Below are 26,015 nucleotides of genomic sequence, written 5' to 3'. Positions count from 1 at the left end.
CGCCGGGATTGTGTAAATCCGGCGGATATATTTCTGTGAAAGACAGGCTGAATGCCTGGAATGATTGTGCCAGGCAGAATTCTGTTCTGGTCGAAATCAGGATTTCGTATTTTGATCCTGCTCCTTTAGATATGCATCAGCATCTTTGAAAAATGATGTAATGATAATCAGCATGATGATCCCTACCGGGAATGCCGCGATAATCGATACGGTCTGCAGGTTGGTCATGGAGTTTTCCGAGAAGATCAGCGCCAGCGGCAGCAGGATCAGGAAAATGGCCCAGAACAGCTTCACGTTCCGGTGCGGTTCCTCATCACTTTTTAACTCCTTGTAGGTGTAAGTGGAGGCTACCATGGTGATGGAGTCAAAGGATGTGGAGTAGAAGGTGATCATGCACAGCACTAGAAGGACAAGCACGGCCTTGGAGAGCGGAAGCTGCCCCAGGATATCCAGGATGGCATGATACAGATTGCCGTCTGCGGTGTATGTGGAGAGCACATCAAGCTTTCCGTGCATCTGCAGGCCGAGACCGTAGTTTCCCATAATAATAAAGGAAGTGAAGGTTCCGGAGAGGCCAAACACATAACCGCCCAGAATGACCTGGCGAAGGGTGCGGCCCTTGCTGATGGAGCCGATAAAGAACGGTACAGCCACACACCATACCATCCAGTAGGCCCAGTAGAAAATGGTCCAGGTCTGTGGGAAGGATGAGGTCCGGAGGGAGTCAGTCCAGGTGGCAAGGCCGATAAAGTTCTGGGTCAGGTTTCCCAGAGCGGTTATGCCTTCTTCAATAATGAAGCGGGTCTGGCCGCCGAAGAAGAAAACATAGGCCAGCAGGCCAAAGAACAGCCAGGTACAGGTGGCAGCGGAAAGCTGCACGCCCTTCATGCCGAAGTAGACACTGAAGGTATAGATCGCGCAGACGATCACCAGGATCACCAGAGTGAGTCCGGTGCTCTGCGGAATGCCGGTTACGCTGCTGATGGCACCGGCCAGGAGCGGTGTTGCCAGGGAAAACGTGGTGGCAGTTCCTGCCAGGAGCGCAAAGACCGCAATCAGGTCAATAAGCTTTCCGGCAATACCGTCTACTTTATTTCCAAGAACCGGGCGGCAGGCTTCGGAATATTTCTGGCGTGTCCGTTTGCGGACATGGAGCATGAAGCCGAAGGCTGCGGACAGCACCAGATAAAAACCCCAGGGGATCGGTCCCCAGTGGAACAGCGGAAAGGTGGCAGCCCAGTCATGGAGCGGTCCCATCTCGGCGGTGTGCGGGTCCGAAGCGTACAGGATCCATTCACAGCAGGAATAGAACAGGATGTCGGCAGCCAGGCCGGCAGTGAAGATCATAGAGCCCCACTGGAAGCCGGAGTACAGCGGCTTGTCGGTATCACCCAGGCGGATCCTTCCGAATCGGGAAAACGCGATATAGAGGGAGCAGACAAAGACGCCCAGACCGACAATGAGATAATAGCTTCCCATCTCATCACCCAGGAAATTGCGGATGGCGCTGATGGTGTTTGTGGAGCTTTCCGGACTTACGACAAACCAGGCACAGAGCGCCAGGATGCATAAGAAGGGAACCAGTGTGGTAAACCAGTCTATCTGCTGGAACAGAGATGTCTGTTTCGCAGCGTGGTCAGTTTGATGTTTCATAACGGCCTCCTGTTCAAAAAAACTTAAAATTGAATTATATTGAACATAATAGCACCGCAATGCGGAAAAAGCAAGGGGATTTTATGAGAAGATTTGGCAGAAGACACAGATTTAGAAGAAGCGGCAGCCGGAAAATCGGATGGCAGATGGAGATGTCCATCGACCGTGCCGCGTCCAGAAGATACCGCAGTTACCGGCGTCACAGGAATATGTGGTTTGTGATCCTGGGCGTATTGCTGGTGCTGCTTCTTACCTTTGGCTGCGTGTTTGCGGTTAGGCGGGCAGCTCACAAAAAAGGCGCAGATACTTCAGGATCAGCCCACAAAACGGAGCAGACCGGAAGCACCGGAGCTTATGAAAATGTGGAGCTGGTGACAGAGGGCGAGAAGGCAAAAGAGCTGGAGGCCCAGGGAAAGACAGAAAAAGAAATCGCGACCCGGACGGAGCCGATCCTTGGCGGAGCGGAGCTAACCATGCTGGCCGGACAGACGAAGGCCCAGATGATGTCGTTCCTTCTGGAGACGAAGAAAGGCAGTCTGATCGTGGTGGACGGCGGCTGGTGGGACGATGCCGATTACCTAAAAGAGCAGATCAAACAGCGCGGCGGCCATGTATCCGCCTGGTTTCTGACCCACGCTCACACCGATCATGTGGGAGCACTCTTAAATCTCCTGCAAAGTGAGGTTGACGGGGAAAACACCGGAATCACCATCGATCACATTTACTATAATTTCGCTTCCCTGGACTGGTACAAGAAGCATGAGCTTGGCGATCTGGGAACCGCGGATGCCATCCTCACCGCCCTGGCCGGACTTCCGAAAGGAGAGGCATGCCCGGTGAAAAAGGGTGATGAGATCCTGGTGGATGATGTGTGTATCACCGTGTTAAACGACCGCTACGAGCCGGATGACGACCATGTGGGCGAGCGGGACGGAAACGACGCCAGCATGGTATACCGGATGCTGGTCAATGGCGTGACCATTCTGTTTACCGGCGATCTGCAGGTGGATGGCGGCAACCATGTGCTGGAAACGGTAGAGAAGGAAGATTTAAAAGCCGACATTGTGCAGATGGCACACCACGGACAGCATGCCGTGACGAAAGAATTTTACGAGGCAGTGAGCCCGAGCATCTGTCTGTGGCCGACACCAAAGTGGCTGTGGGATAACGAAGACGGGAAGTATACAACGCCGGAGACCAAGGCGTGGATGAAAGAACTAAATGTAGAAAAGCATTACTGCATGAAAGATGGAAACCAGGTGATCCGATAAGGGATCGCCTGGTTTTTTCTATTAAAAATCAAAGAAAATATTTTCAAAAAGCCTATCTCCGTATTTCTGGTATAGCTTAAACGCAAGGTCATAGCAGTAATTGTCATCACGCTCAGAGATTACAACGATATTCATAGTGACATCAGCGAGTACAAGGGTATATACGATGCGGATGCCGATTCCTTTGTATTTAATTTTGAAAAAACCGGTTAGATTTTTCCCGTTTTTGTTGCCAAGAGGTTTTCCATAGCCGTGTGGACTGGGAAGCGGGGCCCGGGCCACTTTGATGATACCGGCGGCTACCTGCTTTTTCAGGCTGTTGTCAAGCTGTTGGAAATCTTTTTTCGCCTCTTTTGTAATTTTTATATTCCATCTTTTCATTCGATTTCTAGGCTTTCTGCGAGCTGTTCTAATTCTTCAATGGAAAATCCCTCTTCCGTTATAAAGGATTCAAACGAAGTGGTGTCATCTAAAGATCTGGACTGGGCAAGCTTCAGCAGACGCATATTTTCAATGGCCTCCATAAATTTTTCAAGGCGGGCCAGCTTTTTCTGAGTGTCCTGATATTCTTTTACAGAGATAAGGACAGCAGTAGGCTGATTGTTTTTCAAAACAATGTATTCGCTGTTATTCTGTGCGACATCATTAAAGATTTTGCCAGCTTTTCCCTGGCTGAAATCAGAAATGGGAATTAATTTTTCGGTCATATTGGCAAATGCGAAACTCATAGGAAAACCTCCTTTCATCTGTATAAGTATTATATGATACATTAAAATAATATGCAAGATTTTAACTGAAATATTAACTTATATTTGCATTGTATTGTTAGAACTGAGATAATAACACAAAAAAGAGGCTGCGAACAGCCTCTTCTGATTTGGAATGGTTCTGTTTAGTCTGCCACATGCAGCCCACTATGATACGAATAGCTCCCTAACTCATCCAGCAGCCGGTCCATGTTTTCTTTGGTGTTTGGCAGTTCACCGGTCAGGTAGGAATTGATGATGGCGTATACATTGCTGCTTTTGTGCAGGCACTGGCGGAACAGGTCCGGGAGGGAGGCGCGGGAGGCGAGTCTGCGGTCCCAGGGGTTGCACCAGATATTGTGGTCGATGTTTAAAACTTCCCGGGGGTTGCTGATCTCATCGGTGACCAGCTTCTGGGATGCCACCGGATTTTTCAGAACCAGCTTTTCTACAAAAGCAATCTTATTGCGCTTGGATCCTTTTGGATCTGCCAGGGTGCGGCAGCCGAAGCGCAGGGCCAGGATGGAACGGTGGATCATGGAGGGGGTCACCTGGAAGTTGTTGCTGTAGGTGATGGGATAGTAAGCCTCATTGATGCATTCTGCCAGGAACCTGGAAATGAACTGGGTCTCCATGCCGTTTAAGCAGATGGTAGCCGCCTGATTGAACTGGGACGGCTTTTTGTGTTTGTATTTCCACAGGAGGATCGCGTCAATGTCATTCTCCAGGGCGGCGTGGCGGCCATGGGCCTGGCTGTTTGGCGCCTTGGCATCGTAGCCGATGCGTCCGTACACGTAAGGATGACAGATGGAGTCTCCGATGTAGTGGTTTAAGTAGCCGCAGAAATAGGCCAGTCCTTCTTCTCTCTGCTGACGGGATTTCACTTCGCTTAAATGCTGCAGGTAGCAGACAAAGAAGTCCTGGATGTGATGTTCATGCATGTAGGAGCCGACGTTGCGGTAGTCCCGGTGGCGCAGGATGGGGATGTTGTAGAAAAACATATCCGGCCCCTGCAGGCCAAGCTGGTAGAGCCAGCGGTATTTGGCGATGATGTATTTTAACTGATTGTTGGGAAGGTCATTGTAGGCCTTCATTCCTAAGATATAGTGTGTAGTAAATCCGGGCATAAGAATACCTCCTATAGTTGGATTATAGCACATCCCACATGAAATTACGAGGAACTCTGTGCATAAGTTAGGATGAATAGCAGGTGGATGGGGATAACCATGCAGCAGACATTGCAGCTGTTACACGAAATTGTCTGGGGACCGTGGACAATATTTTTATTTTTGTGGACAGGATTGTTTTTTACCGTACGGTCCGGTGGATTTCAGGTTCGCGGGCTGTCATACTGGTGGAAAAAGACCGTGGGGAGTCTCTGGCAGTCCGGAGTGCGTACAGAAAAACAGCGGGAGTCTGCAGCTGACGAGGACCGCAGAAGGGCTGCCTCAGACAAAATTACGGTTTCCGCTTTCCAGACCTCCTGCACCGCTCTGGCGGCCACGATCGGCACCGGCAACATTGTCGGCGTGGCCACGGCTCTCACTGCGGGCGGCCCCGGCGCGGTGTTCTGGCTCTGGATTTCAGCCCTGATCGGCATGGCTACAGCTTACGCGGAGACCAGTCTGGGGCAGAAGTACCGTTATCGAGGGCCAGACGGGACATGGCAGTGTGGTCCCATGGCCGTTATGGAGCGCGGTTTGGGCTGCCGGAGTATGGGTCTTTTGTATGCGTTCTTTGCGGTGCTGGCATCCCTTGGCATGGGAAGCATGGTGCAGGCCAATGCGGTCAGTGAAACGCTCCGCTATGAGGCCGGCATGAAGCCGGAGACTGCGGCGGTTTTGGTTACGGCCCTGACTGCAGCGGTGGTGTGGGGCGGAATCCGGCGTATTTCCCGGATGACTTCCTGGTTTGTGCCGCTGTCTGCGGGAATTTATTTTTTCTTTTCGGTGTGGGTGCTGGTGATGTGCCGCCGGAGTATTCCGGTGGTACTGTTACAGATTATAAAAGAAGCCTGGACACCGGGTGCAGCAGGAGGCGGAATTGCCGGATTTCTGTTTTCCCGAAGTGTGCGCTTTGGCCTGGCCCGGGGCGTGTTTTCCAACGAAGCGGGCCTGGGAACACTGGCGGTGCTGCATGGAGCAGCAGAGGATACCACGCCGGAGGAGCAGGGCATGTGGGCCATGTTTGAGGTGTTCTTTGATACCATTGTGATCTGCACGCTGACGGCCCTGGTGATTCTGTGTGTGGGGCGGGAGTCTGCGCTGACTGTCGGGGGCAGAGTTGTGTGGCCCATGACAGCCGGTCATGCGGCAGCAGAAAGCCAGTCGCTGCAGGCCGGATTGGATGGCGCTGCCCTCACTTCCTTCTGCTTCACAAAAATTCTCGGCAGGTTTGGCGGCATCCTGGTGTCCGGCAGCATGGCATCATTTGCTTTTGCAACGATCCTCGGCTGGTATTATATAGGAAGACAGATGTTTTCTTATCTGGCAGAACGCCTGTGTTCTGGCGCAGATGCAGAATATTTCTATACGATTCTCTATCTTCTGGCGGTCTGGCTGGGCTGTGTCTGCCGTTTGGATCTGGTCTGGATTGTGTCGGACCTGGTCAATTGCCTGATGGCATACCCGAATCTTCTGACACTGTGGCTTCTGGCCGGGAAAGTGCGCTTCCCGGAGATAAACCGGAAAGTTTCTTAATAAGCGTTTTTAGCAGACTGGAAGCGCCTTGACAAGCAGCCCGAAACCGCCTATACTGTATTTCATTTAAGAATCAATGTGATTGTGAATACAGTCCCCATTGTGGGTGAGGAGGAAAATTATGCTGATGTACGTCTGGCTGGTTGTCGGCTTTGTGCTTTTGATCAAGGGAGCGGATTATTTTGTGGAGGCGAGCTCGTCCATTGCGCGGGCGCTCAGGGTGCCCGGTATCATCATTGGACTTACCATTGTGGCATTTGGAACCAGCGCACCAGAGCTGGCAGTCAGCACGACCGCATCTCTGGCCGGCAGCAATGAAATTGCGGTGGGCAATGTCATCGGCTCCAATCTGTTCAATCTGCTGGTGGTTTTAGGATGCTGCGGTGTCATCCGCCCGTTTGCGGTGCAGCTGCGCTGGGATTACGCGGCTTCTGTTAGTGTGGCGGTGGTCCTGTTTTTGATGATCTTCCGGGATCATTTTCTGAGCCGGCCTGAGGCCATTTTCCTGCTGGTGCTGTTTGCTGCGTTCATAGGTCTGACCATTCGGGATGCGTTGGCCAACCGTACGGAAGAAGAGGAAGAAATCCAGGTTTTGTCTCCGCTTGTCAGTGTAGTTTACATTGTCGGAGGCCTGGTGGCTATTGTATGGGGCGGAAATCTGGTAGTAGATAGTGCCAAAGCAATTGCCTTATCTTTTGGACTTTCCCAGACTCTGGTGGGACTGACGGTGGTAGCCCTGGGAACATCTCTGCCAGAGCTGGTCACTTCCGTGGTTGCGTCACGGAAAGGTGAAAACGGTCTGGCACTCGGCAATGTCATCGGGTCCAATATTTTCAATATTCTGATGGTCCTTGCTGCCTCGGCAGCAGTCCATCCGATTGTAGTGACCGGTTTTGCGGTGATTGATACCGTCTCTCTGATTGCAGCCAGTGTTATTACCTGGATCCTATGCCGCAGCAAACTTCGTATCAGCCGGTGGGAGGGCCTGGTGATGCTTGCCATGTATGCGGGATATCTGGTTTATATCTGTGTGAGATAAGCGTGAAAAACTGAATAAAAGAAACTACGAAAAAAGCAGATGCCGGGAAATAGCATCTGCTTTTGCTTGTTATAAAAAGGGAGGAGAGCTGATAACTTTCGTTATCAGCTCGAGTATTATGAAAAAAATCTTTTAAGCGTTTTATAAACAACTCTTTCGTTCCTGTTGTTTATGGTTACAGTATAGGGAGAAATCGTGAAGAAATCGTGTTGAATCTGTAAAAGGTTTTTGAATGATTTGTGAACGAAATATGAATAAAGAAATCTGCAAAAAGTCTTGCCAACAGAAAAATTCTGATGCACAATGAAACGAGCATAAAAAGCAGAAGAGATGAGGAGGATTACTATGGAAATCAGCGGACATACAAGACTGTTATGCCTGATCGGGAGCCCGGTGGCCCATTCCGGGTCCCCGGCTATGCACAACTACAGCTTTGAGAAGCTGGGACTGGACTACCGGTATCTGGCCTTTGACATTAAAGAAGAAGACACCAAAAAGGCCATTGAGGCGTTAAAGATGATGAATTTCCGCGGCTGCAATATTACCATGCCGGGAAAGACGGTGGCGGCTTCCTGCTGTGATGAGCTTTCCAAAGCGGCACAGCTGACAGGCGCCATCAACACCATTGTAAATGAAGATGGAAAACTGGTGGGACATATCACCGATGGAACCGGCTGGATCCGCAACTGTCTGGAGCACGGATTTGACATTCACGGGAAGAAACTGATCATTGCCGGAACCGGCGGCGCAGGTACGGCGATTCAGATTGCAGCCGCCCTGGGCGGTGCAAAGAAAATCGTGATCCTGGCCCGAAAATCTTCCCCGCGTTTTGCAAACGGTGAGGAGACGGTGCGCAAGATCCGGGAACATGTGCCGGAGTGCCAGGCAGAGATCTTTGATCTGGAGGATGCGGAAGTGCTGCGCAGGGAACTGGCGGACGCGGATCTGTTCTGCAACGCCACAAAGGTAGGCATGAAACCGATGGATGACCAGAGTGTGATTCCGGATGTGAGTATGCTGCGGCCGGAACTGGTGGTTTCTGATATTGTATACAATCCGAGAGAAACCAAACTGTTAAAGGATGCAAAGAAAGCCGGATGCAAGGTGATTCCGGGAATCGGTATGCTGCTGTGGCAAGGGGCCGAGGCCTTCCGCCTGTACACCGGACAGGAAATGCCGGTGAAGGAAGTGCAGGAGCGGTATTTCAGCGAATAGGAATGGGCGGATAGTAGAATGGAACGATTGGAACAGTATGATGTGGCAGTAGTAGGCGGAGGTACTGCCGGATGCGCAGCGGCAGCCGGAGCAGCCATGGCCGGAGCCAGGGTCGTTTTGATAGAGCGCAATGCTTATCTGGGTGGGGAGGCAACCCATTCCGGTGTCGGAGCTTTCTGTGGCTTTACAACCTGTGGGAAAAATCCGGTCCGAGTGGTAGAGGGCGCCGGAAGTCTGGTACTTGCGGAATTGGAAAAGCTTGGAGCTCCGGCGCAGAATCGTTTGTCTGCTTCCGGCAACTGGAATATTTCTTTTCAGCCGGAATACTTAAAATGCGCGCTGGATCATCTCCTGCAGAATCTACAGGCAGACCTGTTCCTTCATAGTCCGGTCATTGGTGCACAGACAGAGAAGAACCGGATCTGTGCATTGAACTGCGTGGATGATGAGGGGATGTTTGAGATCAGGGCGAAGGCATTTGTGGATGCATCGGGGGATGCAAACCTGGCACGCCTGGCCGGAGCAAAGGTTATGTGGGGGGATGCGCAAGGACGGGTTCAGGCAGCCTCCCTTCCGTTTCGGCTGAGCGGTGTTGACATCACAAAAGATATGTCGCCTGCGGCTGTGAAGTGTGCAGTGGAACAGGCCAGAAATGCCGGTATGGAACATCTTCCAAGGGAGAGTGGATTCCTGCTGACGCTGGAGGGGTCCCAGGTGGTCTGTGCCCTGATCCCAAGTGTGATGCCGGAAGGCTTGTCTGCCCGGGAGCTTACCAGAATGGAACAGGAGCTGAGAGAGCAGGCCGTGAGTTATGCAGCGGCCTTGAAGCGTTATATGCCCGGCATGGAACACAGCGAGCTGGTCATGATCGGCCCTTCCATTGGACTCAGGGAGACCAGAAGGCTGGTGGGCCGGACACAGCTGACCGGTGAGGATGTGCTTTCCGGACGCAGACGGGCCGACGGGATTGCCCGGGGCGGCTGGAAACCGGAGATCCACAGGAGCATGACGAAGATGGCCACCTATCTGGCGGTAAAAGAGGGCAGCTGGTTTCATATTCCCATGGGAGCATTACAGTCAGAAACACTGGAAAATCTGTACGGAGCTGGAAGAATGGTCTGGGCAGATGATACCGCCTTTGCGGCAGTAAGAGTTATGGGGACCTGCTTTGCCACCGGGCATGCGGCCGGAGTGGCTGCGGCACTGCAGGCAGATCTGGGTCAGATGCCCTGTGTGGAGAAGGTACGGGCGGAACTGCAAAAACAGAGGGGGCTGGTGTAAATAGTATTGGAATATGACAGTACAAGAGAGGACTCGAGATTATGAAACGCAATGCAGGTTATTTATTTCTGTTGATCACATTTTTTTGCTGGGGCAGCATTTATATTGTAAGTAAGTATGCCCTGGCGGTTATGGGACCGGTGACGGTCGGAATGTGCCGGTACGCGGTATCGGTATTATGCCTTTATGGACTTCTGAAGCTGAAAGGCGGAGCGAAGAAGATTCAGCCGGAACACTGGAAGTATCTGCTGATCCTGGGCGGCCTGGGATATTTTGTTTCTATCATATTGCAGCTTGGCGGAACGGCCCTGTTATCCGGTTCCCTGGCATCCCTGATCAACTCCTTAAACCCGGTGGTTATTTCCATTATGGCGGCTCTGTTTTTAAAGGAGCAGATCACCTGGAAGAATGTAGTCAGCATCGTGGTCTCCCTGATCGGTGTTTACATCATTCTTGGAAAAGGCAGCATGGAGATCAACATGATGGGCGTTCTGTGTTCCATTGGATCCGTGATTCTGTGGTCTGCCGCTTCAGTATCTATCCGCAAGATTTCCGGCTACTATGATCCGGTACAGACGGCACTTTACGGCATGGTCATCGCTCTGGTGTTCAATGTTCCGGCGGCCGTGATCGAGAATGTGTTTGTGACGAGAAGCCATCCGACGGCTGTGGCCATCGGCGCATGCCTGTTTGTGGCAGTATTTGGTACGGCGGTGGCACACACTTGCTGGAATAAGGCCCTGCAGCTGTTAAATGCCAGTACCTGTTCTATGTTCTATCCTTTGCAGCCGCTGGTATCTGCGGTGATGGGTGTACTGCTTCTGCATGAGGTCATCACGCCGTCCTTTGTGGTAGGCGCAGTGCTGATCTGCGCCGGTGTGGTTGTGACATTTCTGCCAACGAAGGCGAAAGAATGACCGATTTTCATACAGTTTCGAAAGCCTTTGCGCAACGCGTGAACAGCAACAAAACGATTGCGAAAATGGGGAACTGCTGATATAATTGCATATAGAAAATCAGTAATTGCGTGGCGGAGGTGCTGGCGGTTACAGAAGCATGGTTCCGGGCCTTCGTGGGAGCAAAGCAGCTTCCTAAAGTGCCCGGAATTGTGTTACAGTTTGGAGGAATTTATGGAAACAACGCAGACAAAGCAGCCCGGCTGTAATATTTTCCTGATTGGCTTTATGGGAGCGGGAAAGAGCACCATTGCGGCAGAACTGAAACGGCAGCTTCAACTGGAATTGATTGAGATGGACCAGCTGATTGAAGAGCAGCAGGGCATGCCGATCACGGAGATTTTCGCAAAGTATGGCGAGGATCATTTCCGGAAACTGGAAACAGATATGCTGGTCAGCTTTCAGGACAAAACCAACACCGTAGTTTCCTGCGGCGGCGGCATTGTGGTGCGGCCGGAGAATCAGGTGCATATGAAACGTAGCGGAAAGGTAGTGCTTCTGACGGCATCCCCGGAAACAGTTTATGAGCGGGTGAAAGACAGCAGCAACCGCCCGGTTTTAAATGGTCATATGAATGTAGAATATATTGCCGGACTGCAGGAAAAGCGCCGGGCACTCTATGAGGCGGCTGCAGATATCGTGGTAGCCACCGATGGCAAGAAGCCGGAGGAAATCTGCCGGGAGATTGCAGCGCGAATTTTGTAAGGACAGAGCGTTCCGCTGCTGTTTGCGCAACGCGTGAACAGTAACGAGAAAATCACTCAGAAAAGGGGGATTTGATTATGGGTTTATTTGGAAGAAAAAAACAGAACACAGAAAATATGACTGAGACTGTGGAAAAGGCAGTCGCAGAGGTACCGGCTGAAAATACCAATCCGGGAGATATGAGCCTGGGCGGTGACCGCATGGTATGTTGGCATCAGATGGATCATGCATTATCCGGAGACGGTCAGGGTGTGGTCATGAAGTTCTACATTGAGAATTTCAAACGGATGAACGAGCTGTTTGGTTTCTCTTACTGCGAGGAACTGTTAAAGGCAATTCTGGAATATCTGAGAGAAAAGACCGGCTGTACCGTGTACCGCTATGTGGGTGTGGAATTTATCACCATTTTAAGAAGCCGTACCCAGGGACAGGCGGTGCGACTCGCAGAAGAAATTCTGGAACGGTTCTCACAGAACTGGAATATCCGCGGGACAGGCTGTATGTGTTCCTGTCAGATTGGACTTTGCTCCTATCCGGGATATGCGTCCAGTGCGGATGAAATCCTCAAATGTCTGGATCTGGCTGTCAGTAAGGCTGCAGAGACGGGCATCAACCAGTATGCGATTTATGATTCCAAATTGCATGCCATGCATCTGCGCAAGCAGGCTATTGCCAAGTATATCAGTACGGCTCTGGAGAATCATGAGCTGGAGATCCGCTTCCGTCCTACCTACAACACGAAGGAAAACCGCTTTGTCCGTGCGGAATACTATATGCGGATGTTTGTAAAAGATATTGGCATGGTTGGCAGCGCGGAGTTTGTTCCAATCGCGGAGGATACCGGACAGATCAGCAGCGTGGAGTATTACGCGCTGGAGCAGGTAGCCCGGGAAATCGCAGAGCTGGAGAAGCAGGGCATCGCGTACGAGTCCATTGCCGTTCCGGTCTCTCCGGTGCTGCTCATTCAGGAGAATTTCGTGGATACGGTTCAGAGCATGATTGAGAAATACCAGATCCCGTCCGGCAAGCTGGCCGTGGAGATTGATGAATATGCTCTTACCACCACACCGGTTATCATTGAGATTGTGATGCAGCAGTTAAAGGATCTGGGTGTGGAGCTGATCTTAAACAACTTTGGTTCCGGCTATTCTGGAATCAGCAAGATTCTGGAGCTCCCGGTGGATACGCTGAAATTTGAGCGCATGTTCATGTGGCAGCTGGAAACCAACCAGAAGTCCGAACCGATTGTAGAGTGCCTGATCAAGGCAGCAGACAAGCTGGGCAAGCGCCTCATTGCAGAAGGTGTGGAGACTCAGCGTCAGTTAGATATTCTGGCAAAGTTTGGCTGCGAGTACCAGCAGGGCTACTATTATGCACCGACTATTCCGAAGGAGCTTCTGGCTGATGTCCTGGGAAAGTCCATGGATGAGACCAGAACAGTGCTGGATCAGGAACGGGAGAAGCTGAAACGGTAATAAAAGCTGCGCATAGAAAAAGCACGTCCCTTACGCATTTGCGGGGCGTGCTTTTTGTTTCACAGGAAAGATTACCGGCATATAAACCAGAAAATATTATATCCATCCTTACAGTCCACACCATAGGGCATATCGTGTGCTTTTAAAATGGTGCTGACGATGGAAAGTCCGATGCCGGTGCCGAGGCGGCGGCCGCTCTGGTGCTGGCTGCGCTGGTAACGTTCCCAGATGATGGCGCGGTCTTCCTCCGGGATGGGGGCACCGGGGTTTGCGACTTCCACGAGACAGTTATTTTCTTTCGGTATCAGCCGGATGAAGATTTCCTGGTTTTCCGGTGAGTGATTGATGGCATTGTTTAAGAGGTTTCGCATGACCTGACTCATTTTCAGGGAATCCACCTCAAAATTCAGCGGAGCGTCCGGCGCTTCCAGTGTCAGTGTGATGCCATGTTCCGCGGCAGCCTGATGACAGCGGGTCAGTTCCGCGTTTACGATATCCCGCAGATCATACCAGTCTTTTTTCAGCTTGCTGTATCCGGCTGAAAACTGGGAGTAGTCCAGGATATCATTGACCATCTCGCTCATGCGGTTGGACTCGCTGATGATGAGGTTCAGGTTTTCATTGCGCATCTCGTCATCTTTCCAGGTGATGTCCCGCACCATCTCCGCATAGCCGGTGATGAGGGCTAACGGGGAGCGTAGCTCATGGGAGACGTTGGCAATGACCTCCCGGCGCAGAACATCCAGCCGCTGTAAGGCCAGCCGCAGCTTCCCGACGGATTGGGACAGCTGTCCGAGCTCATCCTGGCGTTCCAGATCCGGGCCGATCGAAAAGTCATTTTCGGTCAGCTTGTCCACTGCCCTTTTGATCTGAAAGATGGGGCGGGAAAACTGTCTGGAGAGGACTGCGGCCAGTACCGATGCGATGCCGGTCAGAAGAATGCTCAGAATGATGAGCTGGGAACGGTTCAGGTTTAAAACGGTCCGGGTCATCAGGGCGTTGCGCAGGATCAGGTAGTTATGCTCTCCGTTGCAGGTGACCGGGAAACCAAGCTCGTAGCCGATGATCTTTCCGTGCATCCGCTCAATGTGCCGGTAGGGGCGGCCTGCCAGCAGCTCCCTGAAATCAGGCTTCTGGCGGGTCATCTCCGGATCGTCGAGTTTGCGCTCCCATTCCTGCGGCTGCACCAGGTGTCCAGAGGAGTACATTTTGATGAGGGTGCCGTCCTCAGAGACCAGGAGCAGCTCTCCGCCGATGTGGCTGATAAAGGATAAGAGCTTTTCATCCTCTCCGATATCGCGGGTGCGCAAATCCTCCATGACCGGGGAAAGCCGGTCCAGAGCTTCATTAACGGCGGCATTCGCGTAATTCTGTTCAAACAGAAAAATCTGCACCACCCACATAAAGCCGATCCCGAACATGACCGGGATCATCATAAAGGCCCAGAGCCGGAAAACCATCCGGTTTTTCAGGGCAGAAAGTCTAATTTTCATCTGTTTTTTCAAATTTATACCCCACTCCCCATACAGTCTGGATCAGCTTCCGGTAAGGTCCGATGTGTTCCCGCAGAGACTTGATGTGCGTGTCCACGGTGCGGGCATCACCGCAGTACCGGTATCCCCACACAGTTTCCAGCAGCTTGTCGCGGCTCAGGACGATGTGCTCGTTCTGCGCCAGCTTGTACAGCAGGTCAAATTCCTTGGGTGGCAGAGTGATCTTTTTTTCGTCTAATGTGACGATCCGGGAATCCGGGAAAATGGAAAGTCCGCCAAAGGCCAGCTCCTTTGTGACGGGTGCTGTTGTATGGACCTGGGTGCGGCGCAGCACGGCTCCGATGCGGGCCATCAGCTCTTTGGGACTGAATGGCTTTGCAACATAGTCATCGACACCGAGCCGGAATCCGTTTAACTTATCATATTCTTCATTTCGAGCGGTCAGCATGATGACCGGTACCTGGCTGAAGCCGCGGATGGCTTCGAGGGTTTCAAAGCCGTCCGGCCCCGGCATCATGACATCCAAAAGCACCAGGTCAAAGGCACTTTGCTTTAAAGCAGTAACCGCGGCAGCTCCGTCTCCGGCCTCCGTGCATTCGAAGCCTTCCAGCTCTGCGTAGGTGCGCACCAGGCGGCGCAGGTGCGGATCATCATCGGTGATAAGAATGTGCGGCATGGATCTTTCTCCCTTCTACGTTCTTCTGGGATTATAACATCTTTTCCCGGCTTCTGAAACTTCCCTCACAGAATTATGCGGATTTTCTCACACTTTTCTCACATTTCCTATTTAAGCTTTGTAGCATGTCAGAATATGTGCGGAAAGGAGTGCCTTATGAACCAGAAATCTTCAGCAAGACCACCGGATCGCGGAATATTAAAAAAGGAGCTGTTTGGGTATGCGGGCATCTGTCTGGTCCTGCTTTTGCTATTGGGGACCGGAGAAAGACTGTTTGATACCTTTCCGATGCAGGGTGTGCTCAGCGCGTTGAGTTATCTGGTCGTGGGAGGCCTTGGCATGTCAGCCGGGATTTTCCGGTTCCGGCCTGAGACAGAGCGGTCCGAGTTTTTTAAGACCTTTACGCTGCTGTATCATCCCGGAGTCTGGATTCTGGCGGCAGCCTCCTTTCTGGAGAAAGCAGGAATCGCTGTGGTGCACGTCACAGAAAACCTGCATCTGGTTTATATTGCCGGATGGACCTTTCTGGTGGCAGGCATGATCGTGCTGGTGGTGATCCTGCGGGGCAGCCGCATGTAACGTAACAGGAAATATAGAAGGTGAAGGAGTGTAAGATGGATAAGAAGAAAAAAATCATGGCAGGAGCAGGCGCGGCAGTGATCATTCTTGCAGGCGCAGCATTTTTCCTTACAGGGAAGGGCGCAAAAGGCGGTCAGGGAGGCCCCGGAGGCATGGGAGGTCCCGATGGAATGATGCAGGAATCCACGGTAACGGTGGTGAATGCGGCAAATCCGACTACGGGAGATGTTTCCGTAACCTCCAGCCTGACCGGTACGGTTGAGGCAGCCGATGTGGTGTATGTGTACGCCAAGGCCGGCGGCGATGTGACTGCCGTGAATGTCAAGGCCGGTGACATGGTCAGCCAGGGACAGGTGCTGATGGAGATCAACACCGAGCAGGTAGAATCCGCAAGGAACAACATGGATTCCGCCCAGGTCAATCTGTCCCAGGCCCAGAGCAACTTGAGCAGAATGCAGATCCTTTATGACAGCGGTGATCTGTCTGACCAGGAGTATGAGCAGTATCAGAACAGTCTGAAATCCGTGCAGCTCCAGTATGAATCCGCGAAGCTTCAGTACGATAAGCAGGTGGAGTACAGCACCATCACCGCACCAATCGCAGGCCGCGTGGAGAGCGTGGATGTGGATGTATATGACCGTGTCAACCAGTCTGCCCAGCTCTGTGTCATTGCGGGCGAAGGTCAGAACAGTATCACCTTTTATGCGACCCAGCGTATGGTACAGAATTTAAAGACCGGAGATGAGCTGGAGATTTCAAAAAACGGAAATACTTATACCGGAAACATCACCGAGATCAGCAACATGGTCGATGAGAGCAATGGCCTGTTCAAGGTAAAGGGTGATATGGAGAGCAGTGATGAGATCGCGATCGGAAGTACCGTGAAGATCACGCTGGTGACCGAGCGTGCCGAGAACGTGATGCTGGTTCCGGTAGATGCCATCTATTACAGCGGCGGCAAGGGCTATGTCTACTTATATGAAGATGGCAAGGCAAAAATGGCTTCCGTGGAGGTTGGCCTTTATGATTCCGAGAACGCGCAGATCCTTTCCGGTGTGAATGCCGATGATATGGTAGTCAGCACCTGGAGCTCCAATCTGTATGAGGGTGCGGATATCCGTCTGAAATCCGATGCTGAGGCAGCCGATGCAGCAGGTGACGGTCAGGGTGCAGGCGGTCAGACCCCGGCAGGTGATGCACAGGGTGCAGGCGGTCAGGCCCCGGCAGGTGATGCACAGGGCGCAGGCGATCAGGCTCCGGCAGATGACGCACAGGACACAGACAGCAAGGCACCGCAGGGCGCGCCTGCAGCTGGCGGCGCACAGAACGGAAACGCAGCACCGAAAGCACAGTAAGGAGGCAGACGTAAATGGGAATTACCAGATTTGTACTGAAGCGTCCGGTCACCGTGCTGATGGCGCTCTTATGCCTGATCGTGTTCGGTATTTCTTCAGTGTTTAACGCAACACTGGAGCAGATGCCGGATATGGATCAGCCGATGATGATCATTATGGCAAACTATTCCGGCGCCAGCCCGGAGGACATGGATGAGCTGGTAACGCAGCTCATTGAGGATCAGGTCAGCACACTGGAGGGAGTGAAGAGTATGAGCTCTACCACCAGTGAGGGCCGTTCCATGATCATGCTGGAGTATGATTACGACACCGATATGGATGAGGCCTACAGCGACTTAACCAAGAGCTTAAACAGCATCCGTGATCTGCCGGATGATGTAGAGCCGACGGTCATGGAGATGAACAACAACGCCCAGGCCAGCATGATGCTTACTATTGCGAATCCGTCCCAGGAAAATCTCTATGACTATGTAGATCAGAAGATTGTGCCGGAACTGGAAAAGCTCAGCACCGTGGCAGAGGTATCCACGATGGGCGGTTCCTCTGAGTATATCAAAATTGAACTGATGTCCGATATGATGGATCAGTACAATGTGAGCATTAGCGATATCAAGTCCGCCATGTCGGCAGCCAACCTGTCCTATCCGTCCGGAAGCGCAGAGTCCGGCAATCTGGACTTATCCGTGTCTACGTTAACGCAGCATGACACGCTGGATGAGCTGCTGGAAATGCCGATCACGGTATCCGGAAATAAGATCATTTACCTGGAAGATATTGCAGTGGTTTCTTACGCGGAGGAGCAGAAGGGCGGTGTCTCCCGTTATAATGGAGAGGAGACTATCTCCATTTCCCTGACCAAGCAGCAGAGCAGCACTGCGATGGATTTGTCCAAGCAGGTGCAGAAGATCATCAAAAGCCTGCAGAATGATGATGATGATCTGACCATCACCGTAGCCAGGGATGAGGCAGACTCCATCCAGGACTCCTTAAAGGATGTGGCAGAGACCATGGTGATGGCGGTCGTTATTTCCATGATCATCATTTTCCTGTTTTTCGGAGATTTCAAGGCATCTCTGATCGTCGGAAGCTCGATCCCGACCTCCATCCTGATGTCCCTGATCGTTATGACGCGGGCGGGATTTACGCTGAACATCATTACCATGAGCGGTCTGGTCCTCGGTGTCGGCATGATGGTCGATAACTCCATTGTTGTGCTGGAGAGCTGCTTTCGAGCCATGGATAAGCAGCAGGATAAGGGCGCGCTTGGTTACGCGAAGGCGGCCCTGGAGGGAACCAACATTGTGGTGGCTTCCATCTTTGGTTCCACGGTAACCACCTGTGTTGTATTTATCCCGCTGGTATTCTTAAACGGTATGAGTGGCCAGATGTTCGGGGCCATGGGCTACACCATCGTGTTCTGTATGTGTGCCTCCCTGCTTTCCGCGATTGCCATTGTGCCGCTGTGCTATATGATGTATAAGCCGAAGGAGCGTTCCTCTGCGCCGGCGACCCGTCCTCTGACCTTCCTGCAGGACGCTTACCGGAAGATCATGTCGGTCCTTTTAAAACACAAAGCCATCGTCATGCTAGCCTCTGTTGGTATTATCGTGGCCACTGTGTTCCTGGCCAGCGGTATGCAGACAGAGCTGATGACGGCCGATGATACCGGTACCGTTAGCGTCAGCATTGAGACCCGGCCCGGCCTGATCACGGAGCAGGCAGACGCGATCCTGGCAGAGGCAGAATCCATTGTGGCAGACCATGAGGATGTGGAATCCTATATGCTGCGCTACAACAATGATGAAGGAACCATTACCGCTTATTTAAAGGATGACCGGAAGATGTCTACCGATGAGGTGGTAAGCCAGTGGGAGAATGAGATGGCAGATCTGGAAAACTGTACCATCACGGTAGAGGCCTCCACCTCCATGAGCATGATGGGACGGAGCCGCGGCTACGAGGCCATCTTAAAGGGAACCCAGTACGATGAGCTGCAGGAGGTCAGCAACGAGATCGTCAGTGAGCTGATTGCCAGGGATGATGTGAAGAACGTTCACTCCAGTATTGAGAACACCGCACCGGTTGTTGCCGTTAAGGTAGACCCGGTTTCTGCTTCCGCCGAAGGACTGACCGCAGCCCAGATCGGAACCATGATAAAACAGATGTTAGACGGTGAGGAGGTTACCACCTTAAAGGTGGACGGCCAGGAGATCAGCGTCAAGGCCGAGTATCCGGAGGATCAGTATAAGACCGTGCCGCAGCTGGAGCGCATCATCGTAAAGAAGCCGTCCGGCGGTTATGTGGCGCTGTCCGATGTGGCAGAAATTTATTATAAGGACAGCCCGTCTTCCATCGAGAAGGAGGATAAGTCCTACCAGATCACGATTTCCGCAGATTATGTGGACAGCAGCTCCAGCGCGGCTGTGAAGACCAAAATCGATAATGAGGTTATCAGCCCGAACCTGACCGGGACCATTACCCGCGGCACCAACTCCAGAGACCGTATGATGCAGGAGGAGTTCTCCGGACTGTACAACGCGATTGCGGTGGCAGTATTCCTGATCTTTGTGGTCATGGCTGCGCAGTTCGAGTCCCCGAAGTTCTCTTTCATGGTTATGACCACCATTCCCTTCAGTCTGGTTGGTTCCTTCGGACTTTTAAAGCTGACCGGAGTCAGCATGTCCATGACCTCCATCCTGGGATTCCTGATCCTGGTTGGTACGGTCGTTAACAATGGTATCCTCTATGTGGATACGGTCAATCAGTACCGCATGGAGATGCCGCTTCGGAAAGCTCTGATCGAGGCCGGTGCTACCCGTATGCGTCCGATCATGATGACAAGTTTAACCACGATTCTTTCCATGCTGCCGATGGCGATGGCCTTCGGAAGCAGCGGTTCCACCACGCAGGGCCTTGCGGTGGTAAACATCGGAGGACTGAGTGTCGGTGTGCTGGTAGCGCTGTTTATCCTGCCGGTTTATTACGCGCTGATGAATGGCAGGAAGGAATTGAAGGTTCTGGATATTTAATGAGGAGGAGACGAAAAATGATCCGGAAACGTGCAAAACGGCTGGCAGGCGCAGTGCTTGCCGCCGGCACCATTACAGCAATGCCATTTCAGGCATTTGCCCAGAGAAGCCCGGAATTTGCCTATTCAGCAGAAAAATGGGCGACACTCCGCGATAATAAGCTGGAGTTTGATGAAATTTCAGATCTGGTTCATGAGTACAATCCGACTGTGGTCCAGAACGAGATCAGCTACAAGGATTATCTGACCAAGAACCGGGATGATGTGGCTCAGGATTATTACGACAAGGCCAATGAGATTTATTCCAATATCAGCTACCCGGACTCAGATGATGCCAACTACGGAAGTGGTGTGGCAGCGGCACTGCGCAATGAACAGCAGGCCAAAAGTCTGATGGAGCAGGGAGATGAAAACACCGATGACCAGGCCACCATGCGGATCCAGTACGATCAGGCCGAGGCGAAGCTGGCCAAGCAGGCCCAGGGGCTTATGATTACCTACTGGACCCAGTACTATAACCTGGGCAGCCAGAAGGCCCGCATCGAGCAGGCAAAGCTTTCGTATCAGTCCGAGCAGAACCGCCTGGCAGCAGGGATGTCTACCCAGTCCAAGGTTTTAAGCGCAAAGGAGTCTGTCTCCAATGCGGAGGCAGCCCTGGTGACAGCCGAGAGTAATCTGGCCTCCACAAAGGAGAGTCTGTGCCTGATGTTAGGCTGGGGTTACGGCGCGGATGTGGAGATCGCGGAGCTGGCCGAGCCGGACCAGAGTAAGATCGCGGCCATTGATGTGAATGCGGATATTCAGACGGCTCTGGAGAATAGCTACGCCTACCGCCTGACGAAAAAGCAGCTCACCAACGCCAGAACAGACAGCGTAAAGGAGAAGCTGACCGAGACGGAAAAGAATCAGAGGGAGACCATTTCCAACAGTGTGAAATCTGCTTATGATTCCCTGCTTCTGGCCCAGTCCAATTATGAGCAGGCTCAGTCCGCGCTGGCCCTGGAGGAGGTTTCCATGAAATCCGCCGACGCGAAGCTGGCAGCGGGAACCATTACCAAGAATACTTACGAGAATCAGAAGGCATCCTACACCACCGCCCAGGTGACCGCCCAGACCCAGAAGCTGTCCCTGCTGCAGGCCATGGTGGATTATGACTGGGCCGTGAACGGACTAGCGTCTGCGGAGTAAGGAAAGGAGCGCAGTGTGATGAGAAAACAGGCAGACAGGAAAGTTCCGCAGAAGCGTATGTACCTGCGGAGTTTGCGAAAAAAGACAGAACACGGCATGGGTGCATTTGGTTCAGCCTGTGTCAGGACCGCACTGGTGCTTTCTCTTGCGGCAGGTGCTCTGGCGCTGCCGTCCGCTGCGTTTCCGGTGATGGCGGAAACTGCTGCGGATGTTTCTGAAAGCGTTTCTGGCAATGTGGAGGATCAGTCTGATTCATTGGAAACAGCAGTTCAGACTGATGCATCTGTGACATCTGTGGATTATAACAATCTGGAACAGCTGGTGCAGAATAACCGGAGCTTAAAAAATGCTCTGGACAATTACACCAGCAGCAGGGAAACCTACGAGAACATGCTGAAGACCCTGGAAGATGAGCGGGACTACATGAAGTTCATGCAGGAAAAGTATGAGGATGACGCAGAGGCAAAGGCGACCTACAAAATGAATGCTTCCATGCTGAACATGTCTATTTCCCAGATTACGAAACAGCTGGAATCCCAGGAATCCAAAATTCAGACCACCAGCCGCCAGAAAACAATCGACAGCTATGTGCTGACGGCCCAGAGCCTGATGCGAACCTATAATCAGATGAATACCAAGGCACAGGCCGAGGAGAAAAACTATCAGGCGGCCCAGAGCAGCTATCAGGCAGTCCTGAAAAAGCAGAGCGCGGGCATGGCCACGGCAGCTGATGTGATGACGGCTTCTGACACCATGCAGAGCGCAAAAAACCGGTATGAATCCTACCGGCAGCAGGCATCCAACGCCCGCTTCAATCTGCTCTCAGCCCTGGGGCTGGACACCAGTGCGGATATCGCAATCGGAAGCGTGCCGCTTCCAGATCTTTCTGCCATCGATGTGGTGGATTTCAATACGGATGTGGAGCAGGCTGTCGGCAACAGCTCCAGCGTGCAGAATGCCCGCCATCAGAGCGCGGGAACCGCAACGGAGATTTCGGTGAAATCCGATCAGGAAAGTCAGGCAGAGGGAACGGTGCGTTCCCGGATGCAGAGCCTCTATGAACAGTTAAAGGCTGCAAAGCTTCAGTATGAGGGAGCTGAGGCTGCTTACCAGAGTGCATCCATTACCTATGCTTCCCTGCAGAAAAAGCAGCAGGCCGGTATGCTGAGCCAGAGTGATTACCTGCAGGGTGTGGTGGATTACTACAGTGCGCTGGATGCGAAAGAAACCGCAGTGGTCAATCTGAATCAGGCGTGGGAAACATATAACTGGACCGTAAAAGGCGTGTCCTAGGATGCGATAGCAAGAAATCGAAGGAAAAATTGGATATTGTTTTTCAAAAAGACATATGATATAATGCCGTTAGGCAAAAGGATGAGATGTTCCATTGCGAACAGCAAAACGAAAACCCCAGAAGTCTCGCACACTTCTGGGGTTTTCTATTCCTATTTTGGAAGTGGGAAGGCTTAACCCCACAGGCTAGTTACCGGCTATTTGTCGCCGCTTAACCATTTGATGATGTAGTGGCAAGCTACACCAGCCGCAACGGTGACAATAAAGGATAAGATATATTCCATTCCGAACACCTCCTTCCTGTACCAGTCTGGGAGGCGGTAACAGATTTACTATAGCATATCAAATAGCATATGACCAGAGAATGATTTTGTGTTAAATTACGTGAATTACGCTCAAAAATGGTAAATCATACAGGTGAAAAATTTATCAAAACGAAAATTCTGTGGTTGACGCAAAAAAAATGCTGTAGTATAGTTTAGAAGGAATTTATTGATCGTGCAGATATAAGGGAGGTGAGAACATGGATGTCGCGGACAGTTATAAGCGAATGAGCGGCAATGGAAGAGAAAAGAAAACCGGCAGCCTGTCTGAATCCGCTGTCCGTTTTCTCACACGAATTGGTTTTATATTTTGATAGAAAGAGAAACGTCTGATCTGCATATCTGAATCACAGATGCACAGATCAGGCTGTTTCTGCGTGTGTCTGCCATTGCCCGTTTTCAGATGAAACCGGTGATGGCATTTTTTATTTGCGGAAATTTTTGCGAGGACTGTTAAGAAAACGTAAAGGTCAAAGCGGAATGTGTTTTTGCAGGCAGCAGGTTTGCGCAGATGAAAAATGCTCCTATGGATGACAGAAAGGAGCGGACATGGAAAAGATGAATGAGAACGAGACCAAAGACATGGCAGTTCAGGTACGTGACTACCAGACCGAGCTGGAGCAGATCATGCGGAGCAACGTATCCCCGCGTGTCTTAAAGGATCGCATTTCCGATTACCATGAGAATGATATCGCATCCTCTTTTGAGGTGCTGACAAGAGATGAAAGGGAGCGGCTGTACCGCATTCTGGATGCGGAGCAGCTTTCTGATATTTTCGAATACCTGGATAACGCAGAGATTTATTTTGAGGAACTGAATGCAAGAAAAAAGGTTGAGGTCCTTTCCTGTATGGAGGTTGACCAGGCAGCAGCGCTGTTGAAGCGCCTTGCAAAGCCGGAGCGCAACATGCTCATCGACCTCATTGATAACGAATCCAAACGCGACATTGCCATGCTGGAGTCCTTTGATGAAGACGAGATCGGAAGCCGCATGAGCATGAACTTTATTGAGATCAAGGCCGGCATCAGCATCCGCGAAGCCATGCGGGAACTGGTTGCGCAGGCGGCAGAAAACGATAACATTTCTACTTTATATGTAACCGATGAGCAGCATACCTTCTGCGGTGCGATCGACTTAAAAGACCTGATTATCGCGCGGGAAGGCAGCAGTCTGGATGACATCATCATGGAGTCTTACCCGTATGTGTATGCCCGCGAGATGATCGAAGACTGTATCGAGCGCATGAAGGACTACTCCGAGGATTCCATCCCGGTGCTGGATGAGAATAACAAGATCCTCGGTGTCATCACCGCCCAGGATATTGTTCAGGTTGTAGATGATGAGATGGGCGATGACTACGCAAAGTTGGCAGGTCTTGCTTCTGAGGAGGAATTAAACGAGCCGATCCGCCAGAGTGTGCATAAGCGTCTTCCGTGGCTGATCATCCTGTTGGGCCTTGGCCTGGTGGTTTCCAGTGTCGTAGGACTCTTCGAGGGCGTAGTAGCCCAGCTGACCATCGTGATCTGCTTCCAGTCCCTGATCCTGGACATGGCCGGAAACGTTGGTACCCAGTCCCTGGCAGTTACCATCCGTGTGCTGATGGATGAAAACCTGGACGGCAAGCAGAAGCTTGGCCTGGTATTCAAAGAGGCCAGAGTCGGAATGTGCAACGGTCTGATCCTTGGTGTTCTTTCCTTTGTATTTATCGGACTTTATGTGATCTTTGCAAAGGGCATGACACCGGGCTTTGGATTCGCGGTTTCTGCCTGCATCGGTGTGGCCCTGCTTCTGGCCATGATGATCTCCAGTGTTTCCGGTACCGTGATCCCGATCCTGTTTAAGAAATTCGGCGTAGACCCGGCGGTTGCGTCCGGTCCGCTTATCACCACCGTAAACGACCTGGTAGCGGTTATTTCCTATTATGGTCTTACCTGGATCTTTTTGATCGAGATGCTGCATTTAACGGATTAAAAGAATAAGACTTGAAGAGCTGTTTCTGGCCTGTGCATCTGCACGTGCTGGGGCAGCTTTTTTGTGGCTTGTATTGAGGTACTTCGAAAATGTAAAGTATTCTTGATATAATGTCGCCTCTGATATATACTGTAGATGTAAGATATAGTTTACATATTGTTGGAAGGAGGTCGGCGTATATGTCAGATATTTTCGCATTTACGGCTGCGTTTATCGCGGTTCAGGTATTTAAGATCATTATGTTTAAGAAGGATAAGGACTACAGTGGCTATGATGAGCGGCAGGAGCTGATCCGCGGGAGGGCATTTCGCTACGGCTTTTTGACATTGGCCGCACTGCTTGCGGCAGCGGTGCTGTGGGAGGAGTGCGTGGGTGTACTGCCGATCGAGTTTTCACTCCTCATGATGGCCTGCCTCATGGTGGGATGTCTGGTGGTCATCCTCTATGATATCTGGCAGGATGCGTACTGGGGTATCCGGCAGACGTCGGGCTCGAACGCCGCGATCGTGCTCATGGTGGCGGTGATGGTGATGCAGTACCTGGGTTTCCGGGGACATGCCAATGCTGGCGACGTGATCGTCAATGGCGTCCTCACCTGGGATGGCGGCATCTATCTGCTGATCTTCGCGTTCTTCGCGCTGATCATCGTGAACCTGCTGCTGAAAGCGTGGGTGGATAAACGGGGAGGTTCGGCGGAATGAAAAACCGGATGATGAAATTCTATATCGATATGCGAGAGAGACCCGGTGGGATGGAAAACGGGAAGATGAAATTCGCGAAAAACGGTGTCGATCGGTGGGAGGTCTGCTGAAATGAAGAACCTGAAGATGAAATCGGCACGGGCGGCGCTGGATCTGTCACAGCAGCAGCTGGCAGATCTCGTTGGCGTGTCGCGGCAGACCATCAACGCCATCGAAAAGGGCGATTATAACCCGACGATCCGACTCTGCATCGCAATCTGCAGGGCACTGAACCGAACACTGGATGACCTGTTCTGGGAGGAGTCGTGAAGATGGCTTCAAAAGTGTTTGAAATAGGGCTACCGCAATCCCACTGGCTTTAGACGGTG

At 51.8% G+C, this 26,015-nt stretch carries 22 protein-coding genes; 16 read left to right on the top strand and 6 right to left on the bottom strand.

The genetic code is table 11. The features are described 5' to 3' along the window. Window positions 1-96: 96 nt before the first annotated feature. Complete coding sequence (locus tag DWY84_RS04955) at window positions 97-1,653, bottom strand: BCCT family transporter (protein WP_118531371.1); 1,557 nt, start codon at window positions 1,651-1,653, stop codon at window positions 97-99. Between the two features lie 83 nt (window positions 1,654-1,736). Between DWY84_RS04955 and DWY84_RS04950 the strand changes: the two genes are divergently transcribed. Next, window positions 1,737-2,924, top strand: a complete 1,188-nt coding sequence (locus DWY84_RS04950) for an MBL fold metallo-hydrolase (protein WP_178716383.1) — start codon at window positions 1,737-1,739, stop codon at window positions 2,922-2,924. A 21-nt stretch (window positions 2,925-2,945) separates the two neighbouring features. Here DWY84_RS04950 and DWY84_RS04945 read toward each other — a convergent pair whose 3' ends face one another. The 3 genes from DWY84_RS04945 to DWY84_RS04935 form a co-directional block, all read right to left on the bottom strand. Then, entirely contained in the window at window positions 2,946-3,305 is a 360-nt protein-coding gene (locus DWY84_RS04945) for a type II toxin-antitoxin system RelE/ParE family toxin (RefSeq protein ID WP_118531368.1), read from the bottom strand. Next, window positions 3,302-3,652 carry a type II toxin-antitoxin system Phd/YefM family antitoxin gene (locus DWY84_RS04940; protein ID WP_178716384.1) on the bottom strand — a complete coding sequence of 117 codons (351 nt, stop codon included), beginning with the start codon at window positions 3,650-3,652 and terminating at the stop codon, window positions 3,302-3,304. The genes DWY84_RS04945 and DWY84_RS04940 overlap by 4 nt, the downstream gene beginning before the upstream one ends. 164 nt (window positions 3,653-3,816) lie before the next feature. Beyond that, entirely contained in the window at window positions 3,817-4,797 is a 981-nt protein-coding gene (locus DWY84_RS04935) for a zinc dependent phospholipase C family protein (protein ID WP_118531365.1), read from the bottom strand. Window positions 4,798-4,869: 72 nt separating this feature from the next. Between DWY84_RS04935 and DWY84_RS04930 the strand changes: the two genes are divergently transcribed. The 7 genes from DWY84_RS04930 (at window position 4,870) to DWY84_RS04900 (ending at window position 13,040) form a co-directional block, all read left to right on the top strand. Beyond that, window positions 4,870-6,369, top strand: a complete 1,500-nt coding sequence (locus tag DWY84_RS04930; RefSeq protein ID WP_347560771.1) for an amino acid carrier protein — start codon at window positions 4,870-4,872, stop codon at window positions 6,367-6,369. Window positions 6,370-6,490: 121 nt separating this feature from the next. Beyond that, window positions 6,491-7,408, top strand: coding sequence for a calcium/sodium antiporter (locus DWY84_RS04925; protein ID WP_178716385.1), 918 nt, complete (start codon window positions 6,491-6,493; stop codon window positions 7,406-7,408). Between the two features lie 345 nt (window positions 7,409-7,753). Further along, window positions 7,754-8,623 (top strand): shikimate dehydrogenase, encoded by an 870-nt coding sequence (gene aroE, locus DWY84_RS04920; RefSeq protein WP_347560770.1) that lies wholly within the window; start codon window positions 7,754-7,756, stop codon window positions 8,621-8,623. 18 nt (window positions 8,624-8,641) lie between these two features. After that, the gene (locus tag DWY84_RS04915; RefSeq protein ID WP_118531362.1) at window positions 8,642-9,904 is read left to right on the top strand and encodes an FAD-dependent oxidoreductase; all 1,263 of its coding nucleotides are present in this window, start codon (window positions 8,642-8,644) and stop codon (window positions 9,902-9,904) included. Window positions 9,905-9,945: 41 nt separating this feature from the next. Then, complete coding sequence (locus tag DWY84_RS04910; protein ID WP_118531360.1) at window positions 9,946-10,821, top strand: DMT family transporter; 876 nt, start codon at window positions 9,946-9,948, stop codon at window positions 10,819-10,821. A gap of 213 nt (window positions 10,822-11,034) precedes the next feature. Continuing rightward, complete coding sequence (locus tag DWY84_RS04905) at window positions 11,035-11,565, top strand: shikimate kinase (protein ID WP_118531359.1); 531 nt, start codon at window positions 11,035-11,037, stop codon at window positions 11,563-11,565. 77 nt (window positions 11,566-11,642) lie between these two features. Further along, window positions 11,643-13,040, top strand: a complete 1,398-nt coding sequence (locus DWY84_RS04900) for a GGDEF domain-containing phosphodiesterase (RefSeq protein ID WP_118531358.1) — start codon at window positions 11,643-11,645, stop codon at window positions 13,038-13,040. 71 nt (window positions 13,041-13,111) lie between these two features. On the opposite strand, the gene DWY84_RS04895 is transcribed toward DWY84_RS04900, so the two are convergent. Then, entirely contained in the window at window positions 13,112-14,533 is a 1,422-nt protein-coding gene (locus DWY84_RS04895; RefSeq protein ID WP_147354277.1) for a HAMP domain-containing sensor histidine kinase, read from the bottom strand. Further along, complete coding sequence (locus tag DWY84_RS04890; protein ID WP_118531355.1) at window positions 14,523-15,209, bottom strand: response regulator transcription factor; 687 nt, start codon at window positions 15,207-15,209, stop codon at window positions 14,523-14,525. Before DWY84_RS04890 ends, DWY84_RS04895 begins: the two co-directional genes overlap by 11 nt. A gap of 156 nt (window positions 15,210-15,365) precedes the next feature. Here DWY84_RS04890 and DWY84_RS04885 point away from each other — a divergent pair, with 156 nt between their 5' ends. From DWY84_RS04885 to DWY84_RS04850, 8 genes are all read left to right on the top strand, one after another. After that, window positions 15,366-15,788, top strand: coding sequence for a hypothetical protein (locus DWY84_RS04885; protein WP_118531353.1), 423 nt, complete (start codon window positions 15,366-15,368; stop codon window positions 15,786-15,788). Between the two features lie 35 nt (window positions 15,789-15,823). Continuing rightward, window positions 15,824-17,143 (top strand): efflux RND transporter periplasmic adaptor subunit, encoded by a 1,320-nt coding sequence (locus DWY84_RS04880; protein ID WP_118531352.1) that lies wholly within the window; start codon window positions 15,824-15,826, stop codon window positions 17,141-17,143. Between the two features lie 14 nt (window positions 17,144-17,157). After that, entirely contained in the window at window positions 17,158-20,172 is a 3,015-nt protein-coding gene (locus DWY84_RS04875; protein ID WP_118531351.1) for an efflux RND transporter permease subunit, read from the top strand. Window positions 20,173-20,189: 17 nt separating this feature from the next. After that, on the top strand, window positions 20,190-21,359 hold the full coding sequence (locus DWY84_RS04870; RefSeq protein ID WP_118531349.1) for a TolC family protein: 1,170 nt from the start codon (window positions 20,190-20,192) through the stop codon (window positions 21,357-21,359). A gap of 18 nt (window positions 21,360-21,377) precedes the next feature. Then, the gene (locus tag DWY84_RS04865) at window positions 21,378-22,652 is read left to right on the top strand and encodes a TolC family protein (protein WP_118531348.1); all 1,275 of its coding nucleotides are present in this window, start codon (window positions 21,378-21,380) and stop codon (window positions 22,650-22,652) included. A gap of 872 nt (window positions 22,653-23,524) precedes the next feature. Next, entirely contained in the window at window positions 23,525-24,946 is a 1,422-nt protein-coding gene (gene mgtE / locus DWY84_RS04860) for a magnesium transporter (RefSeq protein ID WP_347560769.1), read from the top strand. 179 nt (window positions 24,947-25,125) lie between these two features. Beyond that, the gene (locus DWY84_RS04855) at window positions 25,126-25,647 is read left to right on the top strand and encodes a hypothetical protein (RefSeq protein ID WP_118531346.1); all 522 of its coding nucleotides are present in this window, start codon (window positions 25,126-25,128) and stop codon (window positions 25,645-25,647) included. Window positions 25,648-25,758: 111 nt separating this feature from the next. Further along, complete coding sequence (locus tag DWY84_RS04850; RefSeq protein WP_118531345.1) at window positions 25,759-25,956, top strand: helix-turn-helix transcriptional regulator; 198 nt, start codon at window positions 25,759-25,761, stop codon at window positions 25,954-25,956. Window positions 25,957-26,015: the final 59 nt, after the last annotated feature.

Source organism: Clostridium sp. AF27-2AA (genome assembly GCF_003478505.1).
Classification (GTDB): domain Bacteria; phylum Bacillota; class Clostridia; order Lachnospirales; family Lachnospiraceae; genus Brotaphodocola.
This window is presented reverse-complemented; position numbering and strand designations above follow the sequence as displayed.

What these genes read in the sequence shown, in the direction of transcription:
- DWY84_RS04855 (WP_118531346.1), top strand. Translation starts at nt 25,126, where the DNA reads ATGTCAGATATTTTCGCATTTACGGCTGCGTTTATCGCGGTTCAGGTA.
- mgtE (WP_347560769.1), top strand. Translation starts at nt 23,525, where the DNA reads ATGGAAAAGATGAATGAGAACGAGACCAAAGACATGGCAGTTCAGGTA.
- DWY84_RS04950 (WP_178716383.1), top strand. Translation starts at nt 1,737, where the DNA reads ATGAGAAGATTTGGCAGAAGACACAGATTTAGAAGAAGCGGCAGCCGG.
- DWY84_RS04870 (WP_118531349.1), top strand. Translation starts at nt 20,190, where the DNA reads ATGATCCGGAAACGTGCAAAACGGCTGGCAGGCGCAGTGCTTGCCGCC.
- DWY84_RS04905 (WP_118531359.1), top strand. Translation starts at nt 11,035, where the DNA reads ATGGAAACAACGCAGACAAAGCAGCCCGGCTGTAATATTTTCCTGATT.
- DWY84_RS04865 (WP_118531348.1), top strand. Translation starts at nt 21,378, where the DNA reads ATGAGAAAACAGGCAGACAGGAAAGTTCCGCAGAAGCGTATGTACCTG.
- DWY84_RS04885 (WP_118531353.1), top strand. Translation starts at nt 15,366, where the DNA reads ATGAACCAGAAATCTTCAGCAAGACCACCGGATCGCGGAATATTAAAA.
- DWY84_RS04930 (WP_347560771.1), top strand. Translation starts at nt 4,870, where the DNA reads ATGAATAGCAGGTGGATGGGGATAACCATGCAGCAGACATTGCAGCTG.
- aroE (WP_347560770.1), top strand. Translation starts at nt 7,754, where the DNA reads ATGGAAATCAGCGGACATACAAGACTGTTATGCCTGATCGGGAGCCCG.
- DWY84_RS04890 (WP_118531355.1), bottom strand. Translation starts at nt 15,209, where the DNA reads ATGCCGCACATTCTTATCACCGATGATGATCCGCACCTGCGCCGCCTG.
- DWY84_RS04880 (WP_118531352.1), top strand. Translation starts at nt 15,824, where the DNA reads ATGGATAAGAAGAAAAAAATCATGGCAGGAGCAGGCGCGGCAGTGATC.
- DWY84_RS04940 (WP_178716384.1), bottom strand. Translation starts at nt 3,652, where the DNA reads ATGAGTTTCGCATTTGCCAATATGACCGAAAAATTAATTCCCATTTCT.
- DWY84_RS04945 (WP_118531368.1), bottom strand. Translation starts at nt 3,305, where the DNA reads ATGAAAAGATGGAATATAAAAATTACAAAAGAGGCGAAAAAAGATTTC.
- DWY84_RS04850 (WP_118531345.1), top strand. Translation starts at nt 25,759, where the DNA reads ATGAAGAACCTGAAGATGAAATCGGCACGGGCGGCGCTGGATCTGTCA.
- DWY84_RS04900 (WP_118531358.1), top strand. Translation starts at nt 11,643, where the DNA reads ATGGGTTTATTTGGAAGAAAAAAACAGAACACAGAAAATATGACTGAG.
- DWY84_RS04910 (WP_118531360.1), top strand. Translation starts at nt 9,946, where the DNA reads ATGAAACGCAATGCAGGTTATTTATTTCTGTTGATCACATTTTTTTGC.
- DWY84_RS04935 (WP_118531365.1), bottom strand. Translation starts at nt 4,797, where the DNA reads ATGCCCGGATTTACTACACACTATATCTTAGGAATGAAGGCCTACAAT.
- DWY84_RS04895 (WP_147354277.1), bottom strand. Translation starts at nt 14,533, where the DNA reads ATGAAAATTAGACTTTCTGCCCTGAAAAACCGGATGGTTTTCCGGCTC.
- DWY84_RS04875 (WP_118531351.1), top strand. Translation starts at nt 17,158, where the DNA reads ATGGGAATTACCAGATTTGTACTGAAGCGTCCGGTCACCGTGCTGATG.
- DWY84_RS04915 (WP_118531362.1), top strand. Translation starts at nt 8,642, where the DNA reads ATGGAACGATTGGAACAGTATGATGTGGCAGTAGTAGGCGGAGGTACT.
- DWY84_RS04925 (WP_178716385.1), top strand. Translation starts at nt 6,491, where the DNA reads ATGCTGATGTACGTCTGGCTGGTTGTCGGCTTTGTGCTTTTGATCAAG.
- DWY84_RS04955 (WP_118531371.1), bottom strand. Translation starts at nt 1,653, where the DNA reads ATGAAACATCAAACTGACCACGCTGCGAAACAGACATCTCTGTTCCAG.